Origin of the sequence: Actinomadura mexicana (genome assembly GCF_900188105.1) — a bacterium.
Taxonomy (GTDB): domain Bacteria; phylum Actinomycetota; class Actinomycetes; order Streptosporangiales; family Streptosporangiaceae; genus Spirillospora; species Spirillospora mexicana.
This window is the reverse complement of the sequence record NZ_FZNP01000011.1, coordinates 137,189-160,464: the sequence shown is the minus strand read 5'-3', so window position 1 is coordinate 160,464 and position 23,276 is coordinate 137,189. Positions and strand designations below refer to the sequence as shown.

The following is a 23,276-nucleotide window of genomic DNA, read 5'->3' as shown; positions in this document are numbered from 1 at the left end:
CACCGACATCCACTCCCGGTCGAGCGTCCTCCGCGCCCCTGGAACCCTCACTTCGGGATCATCGAGCGGGTGAGCAGGCCGTCCTTACCCGCGACCAGGCAGAGGGCGTACTTCTCCCCGCTCGCCCATTCACGCTGGTTCGGCCCTCCGAGTCGAAGAACCAGATGCGCCGGCGGCTTCGAGCCGAGGGTCTTCCGTGCACGCTCGGCGCAGCGGGCGTACACCTTCTCCTCGTCCGGGCCCTTGTCATTCTCCAGCGTGAGCTTCGCGACCACCTGGACCTCGTGCTTCATAGTGCAATCGACGACGTCCACTTCCCCCGTATCGCTCCAGGTCCCGACACAATCGCCGGCGGCCAGCAAGGACAGCGGGCTCCAATGCTTCTCCAGCCGGAAGTTCTTCGGGCCACCGGTGTAGCGGAGGAGGCACGTCACGGCCCGTTCTCCGCTCGCCCACTCCTTCTCGTCCGGACGGGCGACGAACATCGTGAACTCGTCGCCACGACCGGCGGCGTACAGCGACGACGCCTGGACCCGGCACGCCTTCTCCCCCTCGGCGGCCAGCCGCCGATCACCCGGATAATCCAGGATGGGGAGGACCGGCCTGGCGACGATCTCTCCCTGGTGAGAACTCGTGCATGGGGCGGCCCGCGCGAAGAACCTCGCGCCCGCCTGCCGGAAGTCCGTGAAGCAGTCCTGCTCCCCCAGCGCCGAAGCCCGCGGCCCCTCCGCCCCACGCACCGCGGCGTCCCCGTCCTCGTCGCCCACGGCGGCGACCAGCAGAACCGTTGCCGCGGCGAGCCAGACACCGGACACGATCAGCGCCGCGACCGCGAGCCCTCGTCCCTTCTCGCCGCGCCGACCCGTCTGGACCAGCGCCGCGACCGCGAAGCCGACCGCGAGGACCACCAGGCCGATGGCACCGGTGACGATCGCCATGACCGCCAGCCGGTTCGTCCGGGCGCGGGCGGCGGGCCGGGCGGGATCCGCGGACTCGGAACCGCCGTCAGTGTCAGGTGGAATCGTCACGGGAGGAGGCTACGGCAACAAGATCACAAACCGGGGGCCGAGCGGTGCGATCGCGAATCGTCGCGATGAGCCACGATCCCTGAACCTGCTCACCGGGCCCGGCCGCGTCGGGCACCGGCCGCAGCTTCTCCGTCTGCTCCGTTACTCCTCTCGGGCCGCAGGCCCTTTCGCCTTAACGATCCTGGCGCAGAGGACGCCTTGTCGGAAGTCCCATGTCATTGAGCCTCTCGGGCACCGGCTCTTGTAGTAGCCGGTGTACTGGAGGACGTAGGAGTATTCCCTCGGTAGGTCGCTCTTGTTACATCTCCACGAGGTCATCAGACCGTACCCGCTGATGGCCGCCGAGCCCGTCTTGCGGCCCTTCTTGCCCAGAAAGCACTCACCGTCCCGGAACTGCCGTTCTACGCAGAGGTAGATTCTGCCTCCATCGTAGGTGGGGGACTCCCAATACGATTCTCCGTCCAGCGGCTTGGAGTCGCACGCACTGCTCGTCTTCCCCACGCCGGTGACCCTCAGGTAGGCGTCGCTCTCCCCACAGGAGACCGCGCGGGGCATGTCCCCGAGCCACCCGCCTGGGTTCCAGGGGTCCCCGGACGCGTCCAAACAGTCATTGACCGAGGTGTCGTCGAACGCCTTCCAGGTCCTGTCGGGGGTCGGGCTCGGCCGGGTACTGCCTCCGTCGCCCGCGCGGCCGGTCGAGCGGCTCGCTGCCGACGTCGACGCGGCGTCGTCGTTGTTCGATCCTTCGGAGTCTCTGTTGCCGACGACGGCGATGAGCAGGGCGACGAGCACGACGCCCACGACCCCGGCCATGACCGCGGCGGCCGGTCTGGCCGGTGGACGCTTCCTCCGCACCGGTCGCGGCAACGGCTGAGGCCGGGCCGCGGGTGGCCGCTCCCCTTCGTCCCGCGGAGGGCGCGCCCCGTGGTCGTCTGTGCCGGCCTTCCCCGTGAAGACCTCGGTCTGGGCCACCCGTTTGGCGATCATGGTGGTGAAGGTCTCCGGCAGGGCCATGCCCTCGTCCGCAACGAGCGCGGAACAGCGGTCCAGGAAGTCTTCTGTCGCCGGGCGGTCGCCCGGGTTCTTCTCCAGACCGGCCGCGATCAGCGGCCGCAGCGATGCCGGGACGTCCGTCAGATCGGGGTTCTGATGGCGGACCCGGTAGCCGAGGGCTTCCGCCGGTCCCTCTCCGAAGGGATGGCGGCCGGTCGCGGCGAAGGTCAGCACGGCGGCCAGGCAGAAGACGTCGCTGGCCGGTTCGAGGTCACCACCCAGATACTGTTCGGGCGACATGTACCCGGGCGTGCCCATCAGGGTCAGGCTCTGGGTGGGCGCGTCCATCGCGCGCGCTATGCCGAAGTCGATGATCCGCGGCCCGTCCTGGGCCAGCAGCACGTTTCCCGGCTTGAGGTCCCGGTGGATCACGTTCTGGGCGTGGACCGCCCGCAGCCCTTCGGCGAGCCCCGCACCGAGCGCCGCCACCGGGATCTCGGGCAGCGCGCCGTTCTCCTCGACAGCGTCCTGCAGCGAGGGCCCGGCGATGTACTCCGTGGCCAGCCACGGCGGGTCGGCGTCGGCATCGGCGTCTATCACCTGCGCCGTGTAGAAGCCGGTGATGCGGCTCGCCGCCGCTATCTCCTTCGTGAACCGGCGCCGGAACACCGCGTTGTCGGCGAAGTGAGGGTGGACGAGCTTGACCGCCACCAGCCGCCGGCCCTGGGACCGGCCCAGGTAGACCTGCCCCATCCCGCCCGCTCCCAGCCGTGCCAGCAGCCGGTACGGCCCGACCCGCGCCGGATCGGCGGTCGTGAGCACCCTGAGTCCCGTGCCGGACATCTCACCTGCTCCAGATTCGTCGAACACCAGCGTCTGTTGAGAGCGAGCTCGGCTAGGGAGATCGTCCAGTTGGAGCGTCGCCGCGCGATCACTGGGTCACGTGCCTGAGCCGTGGCATATTCTGCGCGGCGGCACTCGTTGATCACAGCCGTTAGGGCAGGTCTTTGTCCGACGGTGGCTTTCGACGTCACCGCGCCGCGGACGCCGTAGGCCGTCCTCCCCATGCGGCGTGGAGCGACCGGCACCCCGGCGGCGGCGCCGGGAAGGGGCCCCGCGGGACCTCGCTACGCTGAACGCCATTCCGTGATCTGGCTGGAGCTGATAGCGCATGACGTCGGACGACGATGCGGTCCTCACCGCCGTACGCTGCGCCGATGCGGACCGGCTTCCAGCCGGCCTTGATCCGTCGAGGTGTTCGCCCGCCGTCCTGCGGCTGCTCATCACGCACGAGGACCCGCGCCTGCGGGACTCGGGCCTCGTGGGCCTTGCCGAACGCCTTGAGGCGAGACGAGACGAGGACCCTTCCGAGCTGGCCGCGTTCGCGGAGTCGCTGCCGGGCTCGCTCGATGGTTCGCCGGAAGCGGCGCTGGCCCTGGCGCACCTTCATCTCCGTCTGCGCGCCCACGTCCGGCCCCGGCCCTGGCCGAAGTGGCGCGAGGCGGGGCTGCCGACCCGGGTCCAGATCGGCTGGCTGAGCGCCGAGATCGCCGACCGGCCGGAGACCCTGCGGGACGAGCCCCCGGGCGAACTGCTCTACCAGGCCGTCCGCAGGATCGTCGTGGCTGATGTGGACGAACCCGCGAGCTTCGCCCAGGAGGCGATGGACCGGCCCGATCCTGTGCTGCGGGCGGAGGCCCTGCGGGTCACCCGCGAGGCCGTGCGCGCCGGCGTGCTGGCACCGGAACGAGCCCGGGCGCTCGTGGTGCGGCTCGCCGGGTCGATCGCCGGGGAACCCGCCACGAGCGCAGCCGCGGCCGGCGTCGCCGCGGCAGCGCTGCGTGAGCTGTCCGAGCCCTGGGCCGCGATGGATCCGCTCCCGCAAGAGCACCTGTACCGGTTCCTCGGCACCGGGCCCAAAGGCACCGCCTCCGCGGTCGCCGCCGCGGCGATCGAAACCGCGGCCCACCACGGGCACCGGGACGTGCTCCGCGACGTGGCCGCCGACCGAAGCCGGCCCCCGGGGCTCCGACAACGGGCGCTGGAGCTGCTCGGAGACCTCGCGGGCCGGGACGACATCGGCGACCTCGTCAGCCTCGCCGCCACCGACCCGCTCCTGCTCGCCGGGCCGGTCACCCGGTGCCTGCGCGGGCTGCACCGGCGCGGGCACTTCCCGGCAGGCGACGCCGTCCCAGCCATCGCGCGCCTGGCCGTCGCCGACCAATCGGTGCCTGCGAACGAGGTCGCCACCATCTTGTTCACGTGCCGGCACGAGACTCTCCGGGAACTGATGAGGGCGCCCGCGGACGATCCGCACTGGCCGCGGCGGCTGGACCTCCTGGTCGCTCTGGCCGCGCAGGGCGCCGGGGACCTGCCCGTGGGCGAGAAGGTGACCGACCTGCTGCGCTCCGCGCCGGATCCGCGACCGTTCCTGCGAGCGATCCGCGCCCTGCGCCACACGGCCGCCGAGGAAGCCGTCATCGCCGCGCTGCCACGGTCACCTGCGGCGGCGGTGGAGACCCTCGAAGCCGTGGGCGGGGCCCTGACGGTCACAGCGCTGCGGGACGCACTGGGCCTGGGCGGACCGGACGGTGGAGGCGCCGTGGTGTCCCACCTGCGGCCCGTACTCCACCGGGCCCTGGAGGTGCTGTGGCATCTCACCGAGGACCCCGACCGGCGGCGGTCGATCCTGGCCCGGCTCGACCCGCGGGATCTGCCCGGCCGGATCGCCGCCGATCTCGGCGGCCCGGACGAACGGGAACTGGCGCTGCTCCGCACGGGCCTGGACCCGGGCAGGCCCGTGGCCGCCCTGTGCAGGCTGGCGCGCAACGCCGGCTCCAGCACCGTGCCGACCATCGCCGATCTCCTGCTGCGGGTCGTGTCCGATCTCGCGGCGTCCCGGGCGCCGGGCGCGTCCGGAGATGCCGGCGAGCCGACCGTGCCGCAGGAGGTCGTCGCGGCCCTTCGCGACCTCGGCGGCCGCCTGCACGAAAGAGGAAGGATCAGGCCGCGCAGTCTTCTGGACGCGGCGGACGCGCAGGAGGCCGGCGACGCGCTCGTCGCCGGCGTCGCGCTCGATCTGCTGGACCGCCCTGAGCTGATGGCGGCCGAACAGATGATCCTGCTCAGCCTGCTCCTGCAGACTTCCCATCGCGGAGTCCGGTCACGGGTGCATCCGCTGCTGCGCCACCGTGACCGCCATGTCCGCAAGCACGCGATCGCGCTACTCGCCCGCGACGCCGACGGCGAGGACGCGCAGGCACTGTCGGCGAGCCTGATCCCGCTCACCGCCGCCCCCGACGTGCAGACCGCACGCCAAGCACTGCTCGCGCTCGGGCACGCGCGCGCGTGCTGGGCCGCGGCGGCGATCGCCGCCCGCCTCGACCACCCCAACATGAACGTCAAGAAGACCGCCGCGAACGCACTGATCCACGCCGGAGCCCCCGTGGCCGTGCCGAAGCTGCTGTTCTGGCTCGGCAGGCACGACAACCCGGGCCTGCGCGACGCGCTCATCGAGGCGTTGCGGACGATCCTCGGCGACGCCTACGCCGCCACCGTCGTCGCCGCGGCCGACCGCGCCGCCGACGACCGCACCCGTGCCCTGCTGCTGACCGGACTCGACGGCTCACTGTCCGCCCGTGCCGTCGGCGCTCTGGCCGACCAGGGGTCGCCGGCCGGGGCGGCCCTTCTCTCACTCGTCGCCGCCGGCCGGCTCCGCCTTGGTTCGGGTACGGCCGCGGAACTGAGGGACCGGATGGCGGCCCGCGGCATCACGCCGCCAGGCCGTCAAGGACCCCCGGCCCCCCGGCCGGACGCCGAACTCGACGCCCTGGCGGACCGCGGCTGGAACACCGAGATCGCACGGCGCCTTGCGGAAAGGTGCGATCGGGATCCCGGCGAGCTGACCGCCGAGCGGCTGGGCCGGCTACGGCCGATGCTCGAACGCTGGCTGGAACTGGCCGCCGAAAGGCCCGAACAGCGCGGCCAGGTCCTGCGGCTCACGTTGAAGCTCTGTCCCCCGCCGTGGACGGCCGGTGAGACGGGGGCCTTCGCCCGGTCGGTACGGACGCTGGTCGCGGGGCTGGGCGACGTCGGTGATGCTCAGCGCGACCGTCTCCTCGCGCTGCTTGAGGACACGGTCGTGCGGCTGCCCTCCACCAGCAGGTTCGACGTCGCCGCGCGCATCCGCGCGTTGCCGCCGGAGGCCGCAGGAGGCCGATCCATGCTGGTGCTGCTGCGCCGGTGCGGCGCAGTGCTGACCCGCGCCGACCTTCTGCGGGCGCTGGCCGCCGCCCGCGCGGGCGCGAACCCGTGGCTGGCGGAAGAGGAGGTGTTGCGGGAGGCGTTCGGGCCGGCAGGACCGGTCACCGCAGCCGGCGCGGGTGGTAGCGCTGAGACGTCCGAGCGTCCCGCCGCACGCCGGTGGCGGGACGCCCTCGCCGCGGCCGCCCGGACGCCCGACTCCCTCCGGCGATTCCGCACCGCGGACCGGCCCGTCGATCCCGCCGGTCGCCCGGCCGATTCGCGGGACCTGCTCAACGCGCTGATCGGCGTCTTCGCCAACGCCGACACCAGGACGCGCGACGTCCTGCTCGACTGGATGATCGAGCTGCAGCCGCCCGACGCGCCGGCGTGGACCATCGCGGAGGACGCCCGCCGTTCCGCGTCGACCGACCGCGCATCCCATCCCAGTGATCGAGACCAGCCCCGTTCGGCGGTTCTGCGCGAGCGCCTCCTGGAGCAGCTGGACGATCCCGCGCGGGATCAACGGGAGGCCGCGGCCCGCGTCATGCTGGGCTGGCCCGAACCCCAGTTCCGGCTCACGGTGCTGCGCGCCTTCCTCGACGGCCGGGTCGGCCTCACCGTCTCCGCGGATCTCGCGCAGGCCCTGCCCCTTCTCAGCGAGACCGAACTGCGCCAGTCCGGTGACCGCGAATCCGGCGGCGAGGCGGTGCGCGAACGGATCGCCCGCGTCGCCGCCCATCTGGACCCGCAGGACCTGGAGCGACTCATCCCCCTGTTGTCGGCATGGTGGGAAAACGGTGGCCCCTCCCTGCACACATCGGCCGGACGAGCCTTGCGCAAGGCGGATCCCGACGTCCTGGCCGAGACCCTGTCCCGCCGCCTCGAAACTGGAGACTGGGGCCTGCTCGATCTCATCTCCGGCGTCACGTTGCTGCGTACCCCCACCCTGGCGCGGGCTCACCGGCGGCTCCGCGAGGAGGGACGTCATGACCTCGCGGACAAGCTCGTGCTGGTGGACGGGCCGCTGCGCCATCCCAGCGCCGCCCGGCAGGACTCCGCCGCGCTCTCGGCACTCCGCAGCCGAACCCGCGTCCCGGCAGCGGAGCAACGGCCGGCCCGAGCGGAACTGTTCCGCCTGGCCCGTACCGGCGGCCCCGAGCAGATCCGCCGGGCGCTGACCCTGCTGGCCGAGCATCGCGACGACGACCCCGCCCGCGCGGGCCGACACGGCGCGGACCGACCGGCTGATCAAGATCACGAACTCGAGGAGCTACTCGCCGAATCGCTCGGCCATCCCGAGGCCAGAGTCCGGCTGCACGCCCACCGGATCTCCCGCAAGGTGCTGAACCGCGAGGAGTATCTGGCGCAGACCGTGTTGCTGCTGGACGACCGGCAACCCGACATCGTGCGCTCGGCGGTCAAGACCTTGTGCCACGCGGCGTGGAAGCCGGCCGTCCCGGCACTGGTCGACCTGCTCACGCACTCCCACCCCGCCGTCCGGAGGGCCGCCTCGGACGGGCTCGCTCTCCTCGGCGCGCCGGCGATCCCAGCCCTCAAGCACGCCGCCGGAAGGGCACGCCCGGACAGGCGACACCTCTACACCACCGTGCTCGAGAAGATCACATCCGCGATGGCCGCTGACCTGGGACCCGGGGGCCGACCACGGTGACCGGGTGCGCGGTGCAGCGCGCCGACGGGCACGCGGCGCGGCGCAGGCCGAGGCACCGGTCAGGCCGGCGGGGCGGAGGTCAGTCCGCGGGCCCCTGCCAGACCTTCAGGTCCATGGTCATGAACTCGTAGTTCTTGGCCTTGATGTAGACGATGCCGAGCAGGTCGGACTCGGTGTAGATGCACCAGGTCGTCCCCCGGTTGGGCTGGAAGATCTCTTCCTCCAGGTACTTGGTGTTGTCGTGACAGGTCTTGTAGGTCGCCGGCCGGCCGCGTTGGATGGCCCCGAACTTGCTGTCACCCCGGATGTTCCCGGCCAGGAACTCCAGATCGCCGCCCTCACCCTTCCGGGGGCGCTTCGGGTTGTCGGCGAAATCGACGAAGTAGCCGCTGGATATGTCAATCCTGCTGTAATGGGCCAGGAGCGTGCCGGCCGGCTTCGCGGCCCCGCCCTTACCCTTACCGCCCGACCGCGGTGACGCGGTCGTCTCCCCGGTGCCGTTCCCGCCGCGGCCCGACTGGCCGGCCTTGACGACGAGCCCGAGGACGAGGAGCAGCGCGACGAGGCCGCCGAACACCAGCAGCAGGGTTTTCGCGCAGCCCGAGCACCCTGAACGCGGGTGCGGAGCGTGCACAACCGGCGGGGCCGGTGCGGGCATGCCGTGCGGGGGACGAGGGAGCGCACCCTGGAAGGGCAGTGTGGACGCACCGTGCGGAGGCGGGGTGGGCGCGCCGTGCGGGGGCGGGGTGGGCGCGCCGTACGAGACGCTGGAGGGCGCGCCGTACCGGGGTTGTTCTGGCGCGCCGTACCGAGACTCTTCGGGCGCGCCGTACCTAGGTTGTTCGGGCGCGCCGTACCGGGGCTGTTCGGGCGCGCCGTACCGGGGCTGTTCCGGCGCGCCGGCAGGCAGCGTGCCGGTGTACGGCTCGGTCAGGGCCCGGGTGGGGGCGGGTACCTCCCTGTAGGCCCGAAGGTGTTCGGTGACGGGCTCGGGCGGCCAGACCACGGGTTGCGACGACTGCATGGCGGTGAGCTCGTCCAGCAGTTCGGCGTCGGACGGACGGTTCGCGGGGTCCTTGTCCAGGCACCGCTCGATGATCGGCCGCAGCGCCTCGGGGCACCGGTCGAGCCGAGGCGCCTCCTGGACGATGCGGAACATGACCGCCTGCGGGGCGCCCTCCCCGAAGGGGCTGAGCCCCGTCGCCGCGTAGTGGAGCAGCGTGCCGAACGCGAAGACGTCGACCGCGGTGGTGGCCGCGTCGCCGCGCACCTGCTCCGGCGCCATGAACTGGGGCGATCCGACGACGCCGCCCGTCCGGGTGAGCGGTGTCGCGTCGGCGGCGCGGGCGATGCCGAAGTCGATGACCCGCGGGCCGTCGTCGGCCAGCAGCACGTTGGACGGCTTGAGGTCCCGGTGCACGATCCCGGCCCGGTGGATGCTCTGCAGCGCCTCGGCGACCCCCGCCCCCAGCGTGGGCAGCGCCGACGGCGGCAGCGGCCCCGACTCCGCGACCGCCGCGGCGAGGGAGGGGCCGGGGACGTGCACGGTGGCCAGCCAGGGCATCGGGCCGTCCGGGTCGGCGTCGATGACCGCGGCCGTGTAGAGGTTCTGCACGCGCTGCGCGGCGGTGACCTCCTGGGCGAACCGGCGGCGGAACTCCCGGTCGTCGGCGAACTCCGGGCGCACGACCTTGATGGCGAGCTTCCGCCCGCTCTGCGTGCCGGCGAGGTAGACCCGCCCCATCCCGCCGGCGCCCAGCCGGGCGAGGATGCGGTACCCGCCGATCTCGGCGGGATCGCCCTGGGCCAATGGTTCGTACACCTGGTGACGCACGTTTCCTCCGTCGAATTCCGCTGCGTCTCGTAGGGTCGCTACTGCTGCCGCATCCAGCGTTCGCTCTTGCGCCACCCCTCGCGGCAGGCGGCCAGGAAGGCGTCGCGTCCCGCCGGGAACGAGCCGCCTCCCTCCACGCCCTGCCGGTAGGACTTCTCGCAGAAGCCCGACGGAGCGTTCTCACCCATGGTGGCGCGCATGCCCGCGGCCATCTGCGCCATCGTCGTGAACGTGTAGCGCTTGCCGTCCGGATCGATCATCACGATCTGCCCGCTGTTGGTGATCTTGGGATCGGTGGGCGTGGCCCGCGGGGTCGGCGCAGCGCTCGTGGTCGGCGCCGCGGAGGGCGGCGCCGCCCCGGTGGCGCTCGCGGAGGGGGTGCTCACGGTGGGCGGCGCGGACGATGAGCCGGCCCCGGCGTTCCCGCCGTCGCCGTCGCACGCGGTGGCGCTGATGAGGACCAGGCCGCTGACGGCCAGGCGGATCGCGATCGTCTTGGTCACGGGGAGCTCCGGAGAGAGGGGGTAACGGACGGACACTGAAGGAACACGCGTCTGTCTGACGGCCGCCCGGCGGGGAAATGTTCGCACCATAATTGGAATTCGGAGAGTACTACCGTCCGCTCCCTCCGTGCCGCCCTCGTCGCGCCGCCCCCGCCCTCCCCGGCACCCGGGCCGACCATCGGAAGATCGCACCCTGGAAAACCAGATGCGCGGGCCCGGGGCCGCGGGTTACAAAGCCGGCATGGAAGAGCAGCCGCTGCCGGGCGGCAGGCACGTGGGCGGAGTCCGTATCGATGACACCGTGCACCGCCCCGCGAACCCTTGGACGTCCACCGTGCACGCGGTGCTGCGGCACCTGGAAGCGGTCGGGTTCGAAGGCGCGCCCCGGGTGCTGGGGTACGACGAGCGGGGGCGCGAGGTCCTGACGTTCCTGCACGGCGACACCATCGGTGAGCGCCACCCCTGGCCGGCGTGGCCTCATTCGGACGGAGCGCTGCGGCAGGCGGCCGCGTGGATGCGGCGGCTGCACGACGCGACGGCGACCTTCGTCCCGCGGGCGGACGCGACCTGGTTCGCAGGGCAGAGCTGGCAGCCCGGGTTGGTCATCGGCCATCATGACGCCTCGCCGTACAACGTGGTCTGGACCGAGAGCGACGGTCTGGTCGGGTTCGTCGACTGGGACACTGCCGGACCGTCCTCACCCGAGTTCGACCTGGCCCACCTGGCACTGACCTGGGTGCCGCTGCAGGCACGGCACGTCGCCGAGTTCCAGGGGTTCACGGCGTTCGAGGACAGGTCCCGCCGCCTGCACCTCCTGCTGGACGGTTACGGCTACGACGGCGACCGCGGGGCCTTCGCCGGCGTTGTCGTCGGCCGGGCCCGCCGTCAGGCAGGCATCATCCACCGCCTGGTCGATTCCGGCCAGACCGCGCTGCGGCCGTTCGCCGAACAGCTGGAGCAGGCCGCGACCGAGATCGAGGCACTCCCCGCCTCGTTCTGGCGCGCGTAGGGACCGTCCCCTCTCACCTCGGCTTCGCGGTCGATCGTGCGGTGCCTCCCGTCCACGGCGGCCGCCATTCATTGTTGGCGGGACCAACAATGCCCTGTACAGTTGGCACTACCAACGTTGGCCTTGCCAATGAAGTGGCGATCCCTGGAGTCAGAGCATGATCAAGCCGTTCCGCATCGATGTCCCCCAGGCCGACCTCGACGACCTGGCCGACCGGCTCTCCCGCACCCGCTGGCCCAACGAGGTCGCCGACGCCGGGTGGGACTACGGCTTCCCGCTGGCGCGGCTCAGGGAACTGGCCGAGTACTGGCGCACCGGCTACGACTGGCGCGGGCACGAGGCCGGGCTCAACGAGCTGCCGCACTTCACCACCGAGATCGAGGGCCAGAACATCCACTTCGTCCACGTCCGGTCGCCGAGGCCGGACGCGCTCGCGCTGGTCCTCACCCACGGCTGGCCCGGTTCGTTCCTGGAGTTCCTCGACGTGGTCGAGCCGCTGTCCCGCGACTTCCACCTGGTGATCCCGTCCCTCCCGGGCTACGGCTTCTCCGGCCCGACCCACGAGCGCGGATGGGACGTCGTCCGGATCGCGCGGGCCTGGGCCGAGCTGATGCGCCGCCTCGGATACGAGCGCTACGGCGCGCAGGGCGGCGACTTCGGGTCGGGCGTCTCGTTGGCACTCGGCGCCGTGGCGCCCGAACAAGTGATCGGAGTGCACGTCAACTACCTGCCGACCCGGCCGGACCCCGACGCCGGCATCGAACTGTCCGAGACGGACGAGGCCCGGCTGGACAAGGTCAGACGGCTGATGGCGAACCGTCCGCCCTTCCAGGCTCTGCAGGCCCTCACGCCGCAGACCATCGGCTACGCGCTCACCGACTCGCCGGTCGGCCAGCTGGCCTGGATCGCCGAGCGCTTCGCGGAGTGGACGGACCCTGACTCGCAGATCAGCGACGACCGGATGCTCACCGACATCTCGCTGTACTGGCTGACCGCCACCGCCGCCTCCTCGGCGCGGCTCCACCACGACGCTCCGCGCCGGACCGAGCCGTGCCGGGTGCCCGTCGGCGTGGCGGTCCTCCCGCACGACATCACGCAGTCGGTGCGGCCGCTGGCCGAGCGGCTGTACGACATCAGGCACTGGTCGGAGTTCGAGCGCGGCGGCCACTTCGCCGCGATGGAGGTGCCGGAGCCGTTCGCCGAGGACGTCCGGGACTTCTTCCTCACCCTCGCCAAGGACGACCGACCGGTCACCGCCCGCTGAGACGCCGCCGGCCGCGAACCTCCGGCCCGGAGATTCGCGCCCAGCGGCGAGGCCCCGTGGCCGATCGGCCTCCCACCGGCGGCCGTACTCGGAGGTCAGGGGGAGGAACGGAGGCGTTCGGTGAAGAGGTGGTTGCGGTCCGCGCGGCTGCCCGGGGTGCGGCCGTGGCCCCAGCCGACGATGCGGCGGTAGTCGCCGAACGCGTCGGCCAACGCGCCCTCGTCGGTGTGCGGGGAGCCCGCCGGGGCCGGGCCGGCGAAAGGCGCGACGTAGAGGGCGTCCGTCGGGCAGTGGGCCTCGCACATGAAGCACGTCTGGCAGTCGCTCTGCCGGGCGATGACCGGGATGCCGTCAGGGCCGCGGTCGAACACGTCCGTCGGGCAGACCTTCACGCACACGTCGCACCGCACGCAGCGGCCCGCGCTCACCACCTCGATCATGCCGGCGTCTCCTGGGGTTCGGCGGCCGTCCACGGTTCGTCCAGGCCGCCGACGAGGCGCCGGTGCTCGTAGCGCGGCAGTTGCGGAAGGTTCTCCAGCCGGTGCATGCCCCGCGACTCGGGACGGGCCAGGGCGGCGCGGTAGCTCCACCGGGCGTGCGCCGTCATCGCGGCGGCCGATCTCGCGCGGAGGCGTTCGCGGCCGGTTCCCGCGATGCCCTGGGACGTGATCCGTTCCCACAGTGCGTCGAGGGAGGCCAGGGAGTCGCGAAGCCCGTCACGTGTGCGGAAGAGGTTGCGGTCGAGCGGCAGCATCTCGTCCTGCACGGACCGGACGACCGTCGCCGCGTCGAGCCGTCCGGGGCGCAGGCCCGCGCGTCCGGCCGGGACGGCGTGGGGGCGCGCCCGTCCCACCGCGAACCCGGCGGCACCGCGGCCGGCCCAGGTCCCCGACGAGATCGCCCACGCCCCGTTGTAGGCACCGCCCCCGCTGACGGCGCCGGACACCAGTTCCCGCGTCGCGACGTCACCGGCGGCGTAGAGGCCCGGGACGGTCGTCGCGCAGTCGTCGCCGACGACCCGCAGGCCGCCCGTCCCGCGGACCGTGCCCTCCAGGACCATCCGCAGCTCGTACCGGTCACGGAAAGGGTCGATCCCGGCCTTGTCCAGTGGCAGGAAGTAGTTCGGCTGGGCGTGCCGCATCGCCTCGTGCAGTTGCGGGGGCGCCTTGTCCAGACGCGCGTACACCTTCTCCCCCGCCGCGAGCCGCTCCGCGACGCGGATCCTGGCGCCGAGCGGGTCGGGCACGTCGATCGGGGAGCCGTCTTCGGCGTAGTACGTCGCGAACTGCATCATCAGCCCCTTGGTGTGCGAACCGTGCGCCGGGGAGAACGCGTAGGCGCTGGAGAACTCCATGCCCGACAGCTCGGCGCCCAGTTCGGCGGCCATCAGGTGCCCGTCCCCGGTGTCGACGTTGGTGCCGAACGCGCCGGAAAGGAACGCGCAGCCGCCGGTGGCGAGGACGACCGCACCCGCGCGGACGGTCCAGGTCTCGCCGCCCTTCTGGCGGGCGATGCCGGACGCGCCGGCCGCGACGCCCCAGTCGTCCACGAGCAGCCGCAGCGCGGGATGGTGGTCGAGGATCGTCACGCCCGATCTGTGCACCCGGCGCCGCAACCGCTTCATGTACTCGGGCCCCTGGAGGCTGCCCCTCCGCTCGACACCGTCCTCGTCGACGGGGAACGGGTATCCGAAGGAGGCGAGGTCGTCGACACGGCGGTAGGTCTCGTCGAGGACGCGCGCCATGACGCGGCGGTCGGCGAGCCGGCCGCTCTGCTCGAAGCGCTCGTCGACCGCCCGGGATCGCGCCTCCGCGTCCGGCGGGACGTACCAGAGGTTGTTGCCGCCCGACGCGGTCGGACCGCTGGTCCCGCAGTAGCCCTTGTCCGCGAGGACGACCCTGGCCCCGGCGCCGGCCGCGGCGAGCGCCGCCCACGCCCCGGCGGGCCCGCCGCCGAGGACGAGGACGTCGGTGTCCAGCCGGGTCACGGCCTGGCCTCGGGCGCCAGCCACGAGTCGAGCGTGTAGTCCTTCTTGATGAGCGTCTGCTGGACGAGGAAGGTCTTGGTCCCTTCGAGCAGCTTCAGCCCCTCCGCGGGGAAGGGCTCGTCGGGCAGCTGGTCCTTCAGCGTCGTCTTGATCGAGATGTCGGCGGCGTACCCGCCGGTCCTGGCCACGTACGCGGTGTAGCCGGGCCAGTCGGCCTTGGCGACCTGCACCGCCTTGGTCTCGGCCTTCTGCCACACCTGGACGATGTCCTTGTGCCCTGCCAGGTACTTCTCCGTCACCACGGTCACGGACGTGCCGAGCAGGTCGGGATGGTCCCGGGACGCGATGTCGATCGACTTGTAGCCCTTCTTCTCCTGCGCGGCCTGGTCGGCGGATACCAGGCCGCCCGCGTCGATCGAGTTCTTCTCCAGCGCCGCGATGATCGCCGGCGTGTACATGTGGATGATCTCCTTCGGCCTCACCCCCGCCTGCTCCAGCGCGCCGAGCAGGTAGCGGTGGATGTAGGAGCCGGTCTGGACGCCGATCCGCTTGCCCTCCAGGTCCTTGAGGGACGCGGGCCCGCCGTCCTTCTTGGCGACGATCGCGGCGTCCAGGCGGACGGAGTTGAGCGACAGCAGCCGGGTCGGCAGGCCCTGCCCCCGGCCGATGAGGGCGGGGGTGTCCCCGTACTGGCCGATGTCGAGGGAGCCGCCGGCGAGGGCCTGGTTCAGGTCCGGGCCGTTCGGGAACGTCGCGACCTTGATCTTGGTGATGCCGGCGGCCTTCAGCGCCGGCAGCAGCTCGCCGCGCTGGTCGAGGAACCCGACGGCGCGGGTCAGCTTGTTGCCGACCCCCGACCCGATCACTCCGATGCGGAGCGTCCCGGAGCCGCTGTCGGCCTCGGAAGAGCCGCACGCCGTCGCGGCGAGGACGAGGAGGCCGGCGGCCAGAACTCGGGGGAATCTCACGTTGTTGCCTTTCATGGGTGTCTGTCGGGTCGGGGATCAGGAGGTGAGGGGGGCGCCCGTCCGGTTCAGCGACGGGCCGATCGCGAGCCTGGCGCCGGGGGTGCGTCCGCGCCCCCAGCCGATCTGCGCGCGGTAGGCGCCGAGCGACCCGTCCGCGGCGAGTGCCGCCTCGTCCGGAGGTTCGGGAAGCGCGTGCGAGCGCGGGTCGACGAACAGGGCGTCGACCGGGCAGTACGCCTCGCACATGAAGCAGGTCTGGCAGTCGCTCTGCCGGGCGATGACCGGGATGCCGTCCGCGCCGCGGTCGAAGACGTTCGTCGGGCACACGTCCACGCACTTGTCGCAGGCGATGCACCGCTCCCGCGAGACGATCTCGATCATGACGCCACCGCCTCGGCCTCCGGACGCGTCCAGATGTCGTCGAGGCCGCCGGTGACGAGCCGGCGGTGCTGGGCCGGGTCCTGGTCGGGCAGGTCCTGGCGCTTGTGCATGCCCCTCGTCTCGGTGCGGGTGAGCGCGGCGCGGTACATCCAGCGGGCGTGCGCGGTCATCGCGGCGGCCGACCGCGCCCGGACGATCCCGGCGCCCTCCTCGCGGAGCGTGCCGCGCAGTTGCCGCCACGTCCGGTCCAGGACGTCCAGTGCGGGGGTGAGGCGTCCGCCGTGCCGCAGCAGGTTCTTGTCGTAGGGCAGCACCTCGGCCTGGACGGCGGCGACGTAGTCGGCGTGGCCGCCGGCCGCCGGACCCTCCGGGCGGACGCCCGCCCCGCCGAGGGCGTGCACGGTCCGCGCTCCGGCTCGTGCGCCCAGTCCGGCGGCGTACCCGGCGGCGCCCTTCCCGGCCCATGTGCCGGACGACATCGCCCACGCGGCGTTGTGGCTCCCGCCGCCGGTGAAGCCGCCGCAGATCAGCTCACGGGTGGAGGCGTCCCCCGCCGCGTACAGTCCGGGCACCGTGGTGGAGCAGTCGGCGCCGGTGATCCGGATGCCGCCGGTGCCGCGGACGGTCCCCTCGGCGAGCAGCGTGACGGGGAACAGGTCCGTGAACGGGTCGATCCCCTGCCGGTCGAACGGGAGGAAGAAGTTCGCCTGCGCGAGCCGCATCGCCCGCTGGTCCTCGGGCGTGGCCCGGTCGATGCGGCACAGGACGGGTTCGCTGAGCAGCGTCCGGGCGATCACCGATCGTCCCCGCTGGCTGCCCGCCCCTTCCAGCACCGTCCCGTCCGCGTGGTAGAAGGTGGCGAACGAGTAGAACGCCGTCTTGGTCACGGACGTGAAGGCCGGGGCGATCGCGTAAGCGTTGGAGAACTCCATGCCGGACAGCTCCGCGCCCGCCTCCGCAGCGAACAGGGCGCCGTCGCCGGTGTTGACGTCGCAGCCCAGCGCCTTGCTGAGGAAGGCGCACCCGCCGGTGGCGAGCACGACGGCGCCCGCCCGGACCCGGAACGGCCGGTCCTCTCGCAGGTGGTACCCGGCGGCGCCGGCGACGGCCCCGCCGCCGTCCGCGAGCAGCTCGGTGACCGGGCTGTGGTCGAGGACCCGCACCCCCGACCGGCGGACCCGCACGCGCATCCGCCGCATGTACTCGGGGCCCTGCAGGCCGCGCCTGATCTGGCGGCCGTTCCCGTCCTCCGGGAACGGGTACCTGGAGACCTCGGCCAGTTCGTTCATGTTCGCGTACGTCTGGTCGAGGACGCGGGCCATCCACCCCCGATCGGCGAGATAGCCGCCGAGGGCTTCGCGGCTGGCCATGGCCGCCTCCCGCGCCTCCGGCTCCGGCTCGACGTACCAGACCCCGGTACCCGCCGACGCCGTCGCGCCGCTCGTCCCGAGATAGCCCTTGTCGGCGAGGACGACGTCGGCGCCGGCCTCCGCCGCCTTGATCGCGGCCCAGGCGCCGGCGGGGCCGCCGCCCGCGACGAGCACATCGGCGGTCAGGTCGGTCATGATGCCTCCTTGGCAGTCAGACGGTTCGTCGAGCCGAACTCGTCGGTTGAATGGCGGTGGGTGGGGGCTGGAGGACGGTTCGCACTCCGAGCCCGTCGAGCAGGTCGCGCCGCAGCGCGATGAACCTCGGATCGTCCAGCGACCGCGGCCGGGGAAGGTCCACGGAGTACTCCCGTTCGATCCGGCCGTCCGCGAGCAGCAGGGCGCGGTCGGCGAGCAGGAGCGCCTCCTCGACGTCGTGGGTGACCAGCAGGACCGCCGGCCGGTGCTCGGCCCACAGGTCGGCGACGAGCGCCTGGGCGTTGAGCCGGGTGAGCGCGTCCAGGGCCCCGAACGGCTCGTCGAGCAGGAGCAGGTCGGGCGTCCGCACCAGCGCCCGGGCCAGCGCGACGCGCTGCGACTCGCCGCCGGACAGGGTGAGCGGCCACGCGTCGGCGCGGGCCGTCAGCCCGACCTCGGCCAGGGCCGCTTCGGCCCGCCCGCGCAGGTCGCGTCCTCGCAGCCCCAGGACGACGTTGTCCCACACCCGGCTCCAGGGCAGCAGGCGGTGCTCCTGGTAGACGACGGCCCGCTGGCCGGGGACGCCGATCTCGCCGCTCCCCTCGCCGTCCAGTCCGGCCAGCGCGCGCAGCAGCGTGCTCTTCCCGGAGCCGCTCGCGCCGAGCAGCGCGACGAACTCGCCGGGCTCGATGTCGAGGTCCACGCCGTCCAGGACGGCGCGCTCGCCGAACACCCGCCTGAGGCCGCGGACCCGCACGCCGCTCGCAACCGTCGTCGTCATCGCGCCACCAGCCCCTTCCGCCACGCCAGGGCGCGCCGCTCGACGAGCCGCACCAGCAGGTCCGTCGACACGCCGAGCAGCGCGTAGACCACGAGCACCAGGAAGACCGTGTCCATCTGCAGGAACTGGGTGGCCTGGTTGATGACGAAGCCGATGCCGCTGGCCGTCGCGGACTGCTCCACGACGACGAGCGTCAGCCAGGCGACACCGAGCGACAGGCGCAGGCCGACGAGGATCTGCGGGAGCGCGCCGGGCAGGATGACCTTCCGGACGAGGCCGAGCCGGCCGAGCCCGCAGGTGCGGGCCGACTCCACCAGCCGCTCGTCCACGCCCCGGATGCCGTGGAACACGTTGATGTAGAGCGGGAACACGACGCCGACCGCGATCAGGCCGACCTTGGACGTCTCACCGATCCCGAACCAGATGATGAACAGCGGGACCAGCGCGAGGTGCGGAAGCATCCGGACCGCCTGGACCGGTGCGTCGATGACGTCCTCGCTGATCCTGAACAGCCCGGAGAGCAGGCCGAGGACGAGGCCGGCCGGCAGCCCGATCGCCAGGCCCTTCAGAACCCGCGTCAGCGAGACTCCGAGGTTCTGGAACAGCTCGCCCGACGACACCATCTCCCAGCCGCGGACGGCTACGTCGCTGAGCGGCGGGGTCGTGCTGCCGAGCCAGCCCGCACGGGCGCCGGCCTCCCACAGGGCGAGGATGACGACGAGCCCGCTGACCTTGCGGGCCCGGCGCAGAAGGGACAGCAGCACGGCGCCGGAGCGGGCCGCGACCGCGGGCCGCGCCGCTTCGGGAATCGCCGAGCGGGGTGGATCGAGCAGGTGGGTGGACACGAGGCACCTCCGGAAGAGGGGAACGGAAGGAAGGCGGCAGGGTCCCGGCGCAGGGGGCGGCCGGGTGGAAGAGGGGGCTCGCCGGTCAGTGGCGTCGGCGCACGAAAGAGCGGCTCAACAGGACGCGCTGCACACGCGGAGGAGGTCGACGTGGCGCCTCGCCACCAGGACCTTCGCTGCGTTCATGCCCTCAGCATGCACTCGGCATCCGTCCCTGTGAAGCCCTCGGGAAACCGGCTTCACCTGCGAAGACGTCGGCCCGGGACCGGTTTTCCGATAAAACCTACCGTTTTACCTGGGAATATGCCCGGGACGGCCCTCCGCGCCGATCGACTCCACGGTTACGCAAATCACACCGCCCGGATGCCTCTGAGCGGACGAGCCGCGACACACCCTCCGCAGAGGGTTCGCCCGACGTCCCCACCAGTTCGCCGCGGGCGCGCCGAGCACGCCGGCGACGACGGGGACCCCGAGCAGACGGCCGGGTCACCAGGTCACGGGCAGCTCCAAGGGGCCGTGGAAGAGGGAGTCCGTCCGCCACTGGACGGCCTCCGGGGGGACGGCCAGGCACAGGTCGGGGAAGCGCCGTACCAGGGCGGCGAGTGCCGTCCGCATCTCGGTCCGGGCGAGTTGGGCGCCGATGCAGAAGTGGGGGCCGTGGCCGAACGTCAGGTGCTTGTTGTCGGTCCGGCCGAGGTCCGTCACTTCCGGATCGTCGAACAGGGCGGGATCGCGGTTGGCCGCGAGCGAGGACACCGCGACCGTGCTGCCGGCGGGTATCGGCACACCGCCGATCTCCACGTCCCGCAGGGCCAGGCGCGGGGTGCCGACCGGCACCGACGGCACCGTCCGCAGCAGCTCCTCCACCGCCGTCGCCACCAGCTCCGGATCCCGGCGCAGCGCGGCGTACATCTCGGGACGTGTCAGCAGGGCGTGCACGCTCCGGGCGAGCTGGTTCATCGTGGGCCCGTGCCCGGCGATCAGCAGGGTGATCGCGAGTCTGACCAGCTCGGCCTCGGTGATCCGCTCCTCGCGGTCGGGCTCGGTCAGCAGTTCGCTGACCAGGTCGTCGGCCGGTTCGGCGCGCCTGGCCGCGACCAGTTCGACGAAGTAGCGCTGGATCGCGGCCCGGGCCCGGTCGATCTCCTGCTGGGAGTGGCCGCGCAGCGCCATGATCGTCTCGGCCCAGCCGCGGAAGGAGTCGCGGTCCTCGCGCGGGACGCCGAGCAGCTCGCAGATGTCGGTGAGCGGCAGCGGCGCGCACAGGGACCGGACCAGGTCGGCCGGCGGCCCGCCCGCGGCCATCTCGTCCAGCAGTCCGTCGACGACCTCCGCGATGCCCGCCCGCATGGCCTCGACGCGGCGGCGGCCGAACGCCTGGGCGACCGCCCGCCGGAGCCGGGTGTGCTCGGGCGGATCCATCTCGAACAGGACCCTGCTGGAGCCGACCGGCCCCCGCGGCTCCGCGGGAGTGCGGGGCAGGAACGTCGCGGCACTGCTGAAGGCCGGGTCGCACAGCACGTGCTGGGCCTCGGCCGCCCGGGTCACCGCGTATCCGATGTCGCCCGACAGCATCCGCACGCGGGCGGGCGGGCCGGGCGCGCGGACGTCATTGATCAGCGGCACCGGCGGGTGGTCGCCGGCCCCGCCCGAGTCGGTCGGCTCGCTCATCGCTCCTCCTGCCCGGTCTGGGACGCCCCGGCCGTCCGGTGGTCCTCGGCCGGGCCGGGGCGGTGGGCGCTGATGCGCGTGCGTGTCGCGCGGACCTTGGCGTCAAGGTCGCGGAGCGCGGCGGCGAGCGCCCGGTGCCCGGGTGAGGCGAGGAAGCGCTCGTGGGCGTCCTCGTCGGTCCAGTCGCTGATCAGGTGGTAGGTGCCGGGGTCGGTGAGGTCGCGCGACAGCGACTGGGTGATGTACCCCGGATCGCGGGCGGCGACGGCGGCCATCCGGCGCCAGGTCCATTCGAACTCCGCGCTGCGCGCCTCGTCCACGCGGATCTCCAGCAGCAGCCGGTACGTCGCCTGCGGCCGGTCGTCCGACCAGTGGTAGAACTCCTCGGCCTGTGCCTGGCGCATGGCCGGGCGGTCCCTGTCGTAAGGGACCAGCAGCGTGGCGAGTCTGGCGTTGATATCGCGGAATCCGGGGTCGTCGCCCGCGGCGTACAGGGCCTTCTCGAACGACGCGTCTCCTTCGACCAGGTGGATGTACAGGTCGTGGAAGGTCAGCAGAGTGCGGCGGGTGACGCCGATGCGGCGGGGCAGGTCGGTGCGGTCGTGCTCGCGGAACACCGCCGCGACCGCGTCCCGGTCACCGGGCGCGATCTTCCGGATCATGACCGCCCGGTGGGTCGGGGGCGGGGCTTGGGGAAGCATGCTCGTCCTCCTTGACGTCGGGGTCGGCGGGCCCGGGTCACCGGCGCCCGGTCACTCGGCCTCCACGGGGCGGCATTCCAGAACGGTCCAGTGCCCCTCCCGAGGAGGGGCGACCAGCGCGAAACCGCACCGTGCCAGCAGCCGCCGCCACTCCCCGTGCCTCCGCTCCCGGCCGCCGAACAGCACGAGCATGTCGAGGTCGAGGAACTTGGCGTGGTCCCATCGGTTCCCCTCCGCCACCACGTGCTCGACGATGAACAGCCGCGCCGCGCGGCGGTCCTCGATCGCCCCGCGGACGGCGGTCAGCAGCTCGACGGCCCGCTCGTCCGGCCAGTTGTGCAGGACGGCCTTGAGCACGTACGCGTCGCAGTCGTCCGGCAGCGGGTCGGTGAAGAAGTCGCCGGCGATCCGGGTGACGCGCTCGGCGACCCCCTGGGCGTCGAGCACCTCCGCCGCGGCCTCGACGGCGCCCGGCCGTTCGAACAGCACGCCCGACGCGTCCGGCGCCCGCCGCAGCGCGGCCGCGAGGAAGTGGCCCTGCCCGCCGCCGAGGTCGGCGATCCGGCCGAACCGCTCGGGCCCGACGACGTCCAGGTGCCGTTCGGTCTCCCAGCGGCCCAGCGTGGTCATGGTGTGGTCGAAGCGGGCGCCGTCCTCGGGGTTGCCGGCGAAATAGCGCCAGATGTCGGTGCCCAGCGTCGGGACCGTCGCCGGTTCGCCGGTGCGGATGCTGTGCGCCAGCGCCCCGAACGGCTTCGTCACGAACGACCGCGTGCTGTGCAGGACCAGGGGCAGCAGGCTGTAGGGGTCGTCGGCGCGCAGGCCGTCGCCCAGCGGTGTGCCCGCGAACCGTCCGTCCGGCTGCTCCTCCAGGATCCCGACGGAGGCGGCGCAGCGCAGCAGGCGGTAGAGCGCGTCCGGGACGGTACCGGTGGCCGCGGCCAGTTCGGTGACGGAACGCGGCCCGGACGCGGTCAGATCCGCGACGCCCAGTTCCGCCAGCGTGCTCACCACCGCGGCCAGCCGCATCCCGCACGTCAGATACAGCAGGCGCTGCGCGTGGAGGTCGCCGGGCCCGTACGCGCCTGGTCCGTCCTTGCCGGGGGCCTTCCGGGCACGATCCTCCAGGACCGCCTTGATGTGCGCCATCTGCTCGGCGGTGCCGCGGTTGATGCGGTCGCGCATCGCGTCGTCGCCGATCGGAGAGTCCGGCTTCATCGCGAACTCCTGCGTCCACCGCATCAGTACGCCCGCCGCCTGCTGGCGGTACTCCCAGCAGATGTTCATGAACGCGAACGGCCCGGTCTCCACCCGGTGGGCGCGGACGGTGCGGGTCTCGGGATCGGGGGTGCGCCGCGACACCCACGACCAGACGTTGCCCTGCTCGTCCGGGTGGGTGGTGAGCCGGAACATCACCGAGGGGCCGTCCCGCTCGATGATCTCCACGGCGGCGTACTCGGTGAACAGCTCCGGCCACCCCGCCACGTCGTTGGTGTGCTCCCACACCATCTCCATGGGCGCGTCCACCAGGACCTGGTTGTCGGTGCTCACGGTCATCGCCGGGCCTCCCCGTCCCCCGCCGCGGCCTGGTTGAGGCAGCGGAGCATCTCGGCGGGCGTCCCCAGGGTGAACAGCCTGTCCTCGTCGAGTTCCAGGCCGAAGCGCTCGACCATCCGCGCGGAGACCTCCATCATCGCGACGGAGTCGTAGCCGAGGTCGGTGAACGCGCGGTCGGCGATGTCGCCGGCGAGGTCGACGCCTTCGTCCTCCCCGGCGCAGTCGCGGAGGACGAGCACCAGGTCGGTCAGGGTTATCGGGCGTTCTTGGGCCAT

18 protein-coding genes are annotated in these 23,276 nt (G+C 72.6%); 3 read left to right on the top strand and 15 right to left on the bottom strand.

The genetic code is table 11. From position 1 onward, the window contains the following. Positions 1-47: 47 nt before the first annotated feature. Positions 48-1,028 (bottom strand): DUF4190 domain-containing protein, encoded by a 981-nt coding sequence (locus CHC11_RS27200; RefSeq protein ID WP_143227335.1) that lies wholly within the window; start codon positions 1,026-1,028, stop codon positions 48-50. 141 nt (positions 1,029-1,169) lie between these two features. Beyond that, positions 1,170-2,864 (bottom strand): serine/threonine-protein kinase, encoded by a 1,695-nt coding sequence (locus CHC11_RS27195; protein ID WP_089314658.1) that lies wholly within the window; start codon positions 2,862-2,864, stop codon positions 1,170-1,172. 328 nt (positions 2,865-3,192) lie between these two features. Here CHC11_RS27195 and CHC11_RS27190 point away from each other — a divergent pair, with 328 nt between their 5' ends. Next, positions 3,193-7,935, top strand: a complete 4,743-nt coding sequence (locus CHC11_RS27190) for a HEAT repeat domain-containing protein (protein ID WP_089314657.1) — start codon at positions 3,193-3,195, stop codon at positions 7,933-7,935. Between the two features lie 79 nt (positions 7,936-8,014). Here CHC11_RS27190 and CHC11_RS40595 read toward each other — a convergent pair whose 3' ends face one another. Both CHC11_RS40595 and CHC11_RS27180 read right to left on the bottom strand, forming a co-directional pair. Next, a complete protein-coding gene (locus tag CHC11_RS40595; RefSeq protein WP_245919836.1) occupies positions 8,015-9,769 on the bottom strand; it encodes a serine/threonine-protein kinase in 1,755 nt (584 codons plus the stop codon). A 38-nt stretch (positions 9,770-9,807) separates the two neighbouring features. Continuing rightward, a complete protein-coding gene (locus CHC11_RS27180; protein WP_089314656.1) occupies positions 9,808-10,272 on the bottom strand; it encodes a hypothetical protein in 465 nt (154 codons plus the stop codon). 241 nt (positions 10,273-10,513) lie between these two features. Between CHC11_RS27180 and CHC11_RS27175 the strand changes: the two genes are divergently transcribed. Both CHC11_RS27175 and CHC11_RS27170 read left to right on the top strand, forming a co-directional pair. Next, positions 10,514-11,281: a phosphotransferase gene (locus CHC11_RS27175; protein ID WP_089314775.1), complete on the top strand. Its 768-nt coding sequence runs from the start codon at positions 10,514-10,516 to the stop codon at positions 11,279-11,281. A 157-nt stretch (positions 11,282-11,438) separates the two neighbouring features. Beyond that, positions 11,439-12,545, top strand: coding sequence for an epoxide hydrolase family protein (locus CHC11_RS27170; protein WP_089314655.1), 1,107 nt, complete (start codon positions 11,439-11,441; stop codon positions 12,543-12,545). A gap of 95 nt (positions 12,546-12,640) precedes the next feature. Here CHC11_RS27170 and CHC11_RS27165 read toward each other — a convergent pair whose 3' ends face one another. The 11 genes from CHC11_RS27165 to CHC11_RS27115 form a co-directional block, all read right to left on the bottom strand. Then, positions 12,641-12,985, bottom strand: a complete 345-nt coding sequence (locus tag CHC11_RS27165) for a 4Fe-4S dicluster domain-containing protein (protein WP_089314654.1) — start codon at positions 12,983-12,985, stop codon at positions 12,641-12,643. Then, on the bottom strand, positions 12,982-14,556 hold the full coding sequence (locus CHC11_RS27160; protein ID WP_245919833.1) for an FAD-dependent oxidoreductase: 1,575 nt from the start codon (positions 14,554-14,556) through the stop codon (positions 12,982-12,984). Before CHC11_RS27160 ends, CHC11_RS27165 begins: the two co-directional genes overlap by 4 nt. Next, a complete protein-coding gene (locus tag CHC11_RS27155) occupies positions 14,529-15,500 on the bottom strand; it encodes an ABC transporter substrate-binding protein (protein WP_179279020.1) in 972 nt (323 codons plus the stop codon). Before CHC11_RS27155 ends, CHC11_RS27160 begins: the two co-directional genes overlap by 28 nt. Before the next feature lie 36 nt (positions 15,501-15,536). Next, positions 15,537-15,881, bottom strand: a complete 345-nt coding sequence (locus CHC11_RS27150; protein WP_089314651.1) for a 4Fe-4S dicluster domain-containing protein — start codon at positions 15,879-15,881, stop codon at positions 15,537-15,539. Then, a complete protein-coding gene (locus CHC11_RS27145) occupies positions 15,878-17,446 on the bottom strand; it encodes an FAD-dependent oxidoreductase (RefSeq protein ID WP_089314650.1) in 1,569 nt (522 codons plus the stop codon). Before CHC11_RS27145 ends, CHC11_RS27150 begins: the two co-directional genes overlap by 4 nt. A 16-nt stretch (positions 17,447-17,462) precedes the next feature. Next, the gene (locus CHC11_RS27140; protein WP_089314649.1) at positions 17,463-18,227 is read right to left on the bottom strand and encodes an ABC transporter ATP-binding protein; all 765 of its coding nucleotides are present in this window, start codon (positions 18,225-18,227) and stop codon (positions 17,463-17,465) included. Next, positions 18,224-19,072: an ABC transporter permease gene (locus tag CHC11_RS27135; RefSeq protein WP_245919832.1), complete on the bottom strand. Its 849-nt coding sequence runs from the start codon at positions 19,070-19,072 to the stop codon at positions 18,224-18,226. The genes CHC11_RS27140 and CHC11_RS27135 overlap by 4 nt, the downstream gene beginning before the upstream one ends. Positions 19,073-19,558: 486 nt before the next feature. After that, positions 19,559-20,743: a cytochrome P450 gene (locus CHC11_RS27130; RefSeq protein WP_089314648.1), complete on the bottom strand. Its 1,185-nt coding sequence runs from the start codon at positions 20,741-20,743 to the stop codon at positions 19,559-19,561. Further along, on the bottom strand, positions 20,740-21,444 hold the full coding sequence (locus tag CHC11_RS27125) for a TcmI family type II polyketide cyclase (RefSeq protein WP_089314647.1): 705 nt from the start codon (positions 21,442-21,444) through the stop codon (positions 20,740-20,742). The genes CHC11_RS27130 and CHC11_RS27125 overlap by 4 nt, the downstream gene beginning before the upstream one ends. Before the next feature lie 51 nt (positions 21,445-21,495). Next, a complete protein-coding gene (locus tag CHC11_RS41630) occupies positions 21,496-23,001 on the bottom strand; it encodes a methyltransferase (protein WP_089314646.1) in 1,506 nt (501 codons plus the stop codon). Further along, complete coding sequence (locus CHC11_RS27115; protein ID WP_089314645.1) at positions 22,998-23,276, bottom strand: acyl carrier protein; 279 nt, start codon at positions 23,274-23,276, stop codon at positions 22,998-23,000. Before CHC11_RS27115 ends, CHC11_RS41630 begins: the two co-directional genes overlap by 4 nt.

Excerpts from the sequence above, each read along its gene's own strand:
- CHC11_RS27175 (WP_089314775.1), top strand. The coding sequence starts at position 10,514 with ATGGAAGAGCAGCCGCTGCCGGGCGGCAGGCACGTGGGCGGAGTCCGT.
- CHC11_RS27145 (WP_089314650.1), bottom strand. The coding sequence starts at position 17,446 with ATGACCGACCTGACCGCCGATGTGCTCGTCGCGGGCGGCGGCCCCGCC.
- CHC11_RS27170 (WP_089314655.1), top strand. The coding sequence starts at position 11,439 with ATGATCAAGCCGTTCCGCATCGATGTCCCCCAGGCCGACCTCGACGAC.
- CHC11_RS27195 (WP_089314658.1), bottom strand. The coding sequence starts at position 2,864 with ATGTCCGGCACGGGACTCAGGGTGCTCACGACCGCCGATCCGGCGCGG.
- CHC11_RS27190 (WP_089314657.1), top strand. The coding sequence starts at position 3,193 with ATGACGTCGGACGACGATGCGGTCCTCACCGCCGTACGCTGCGCCGAT.
- CHC11_RS27140 (WP_089314649.1), bottom strand. The coding sequence starts at position 18,227 with ATGACGACGACGGTTGCGAGCGGCGTGCGGGTCCGCGGCCTCAGGCGG.
- CHC11_RS27125 (WP_089314647.1), bottom strand. The coding sequence starts at position 21,444 with ATGCTTCCCCAAGCCCCGCCCCCGACCCACCGGGCGGTCATGATCCGG.
- CHC11_RS27130 (WP_089314648.1), bottom strand. The coding sequence starts at position 20,743 with ATGAGCGAGCCGACCGACTCGGGCGGGGCCGGCGACCACCCGCCGGTG.
- CHC11_RS27150 (WP_089314651.1), bottom strand. The coding sequence starts at position 15,881 with ATGATCGAGATCGTCTCGCGGGAGCGGTGCATCGCCTGCGACAAGTGC.
- CHC11_RS27165 (WP_089314654.1), bottom strand. The coding sequence starts at position 12,985 with ATGATCGAGGTGGTGAGCGCGGGCCGCTGCGTGCGGTGCGACGTGTGC.
- CHC11_RS27115 (WP_089314645.1), bottom strand. The coding sequence starts at position 23,276 with ATGGCCCAAGAACGCCCGATAACCCTGACCGACCTGGTGCTCGTCCTC.
- CHC11_RS41630 (WP_089314646.1), bottom strand. The coding sequence starts at position 23,001 with ATGACCGTGAGCACCGACAACCAGGTCCTGGTGGACGCGCCCATGGAG.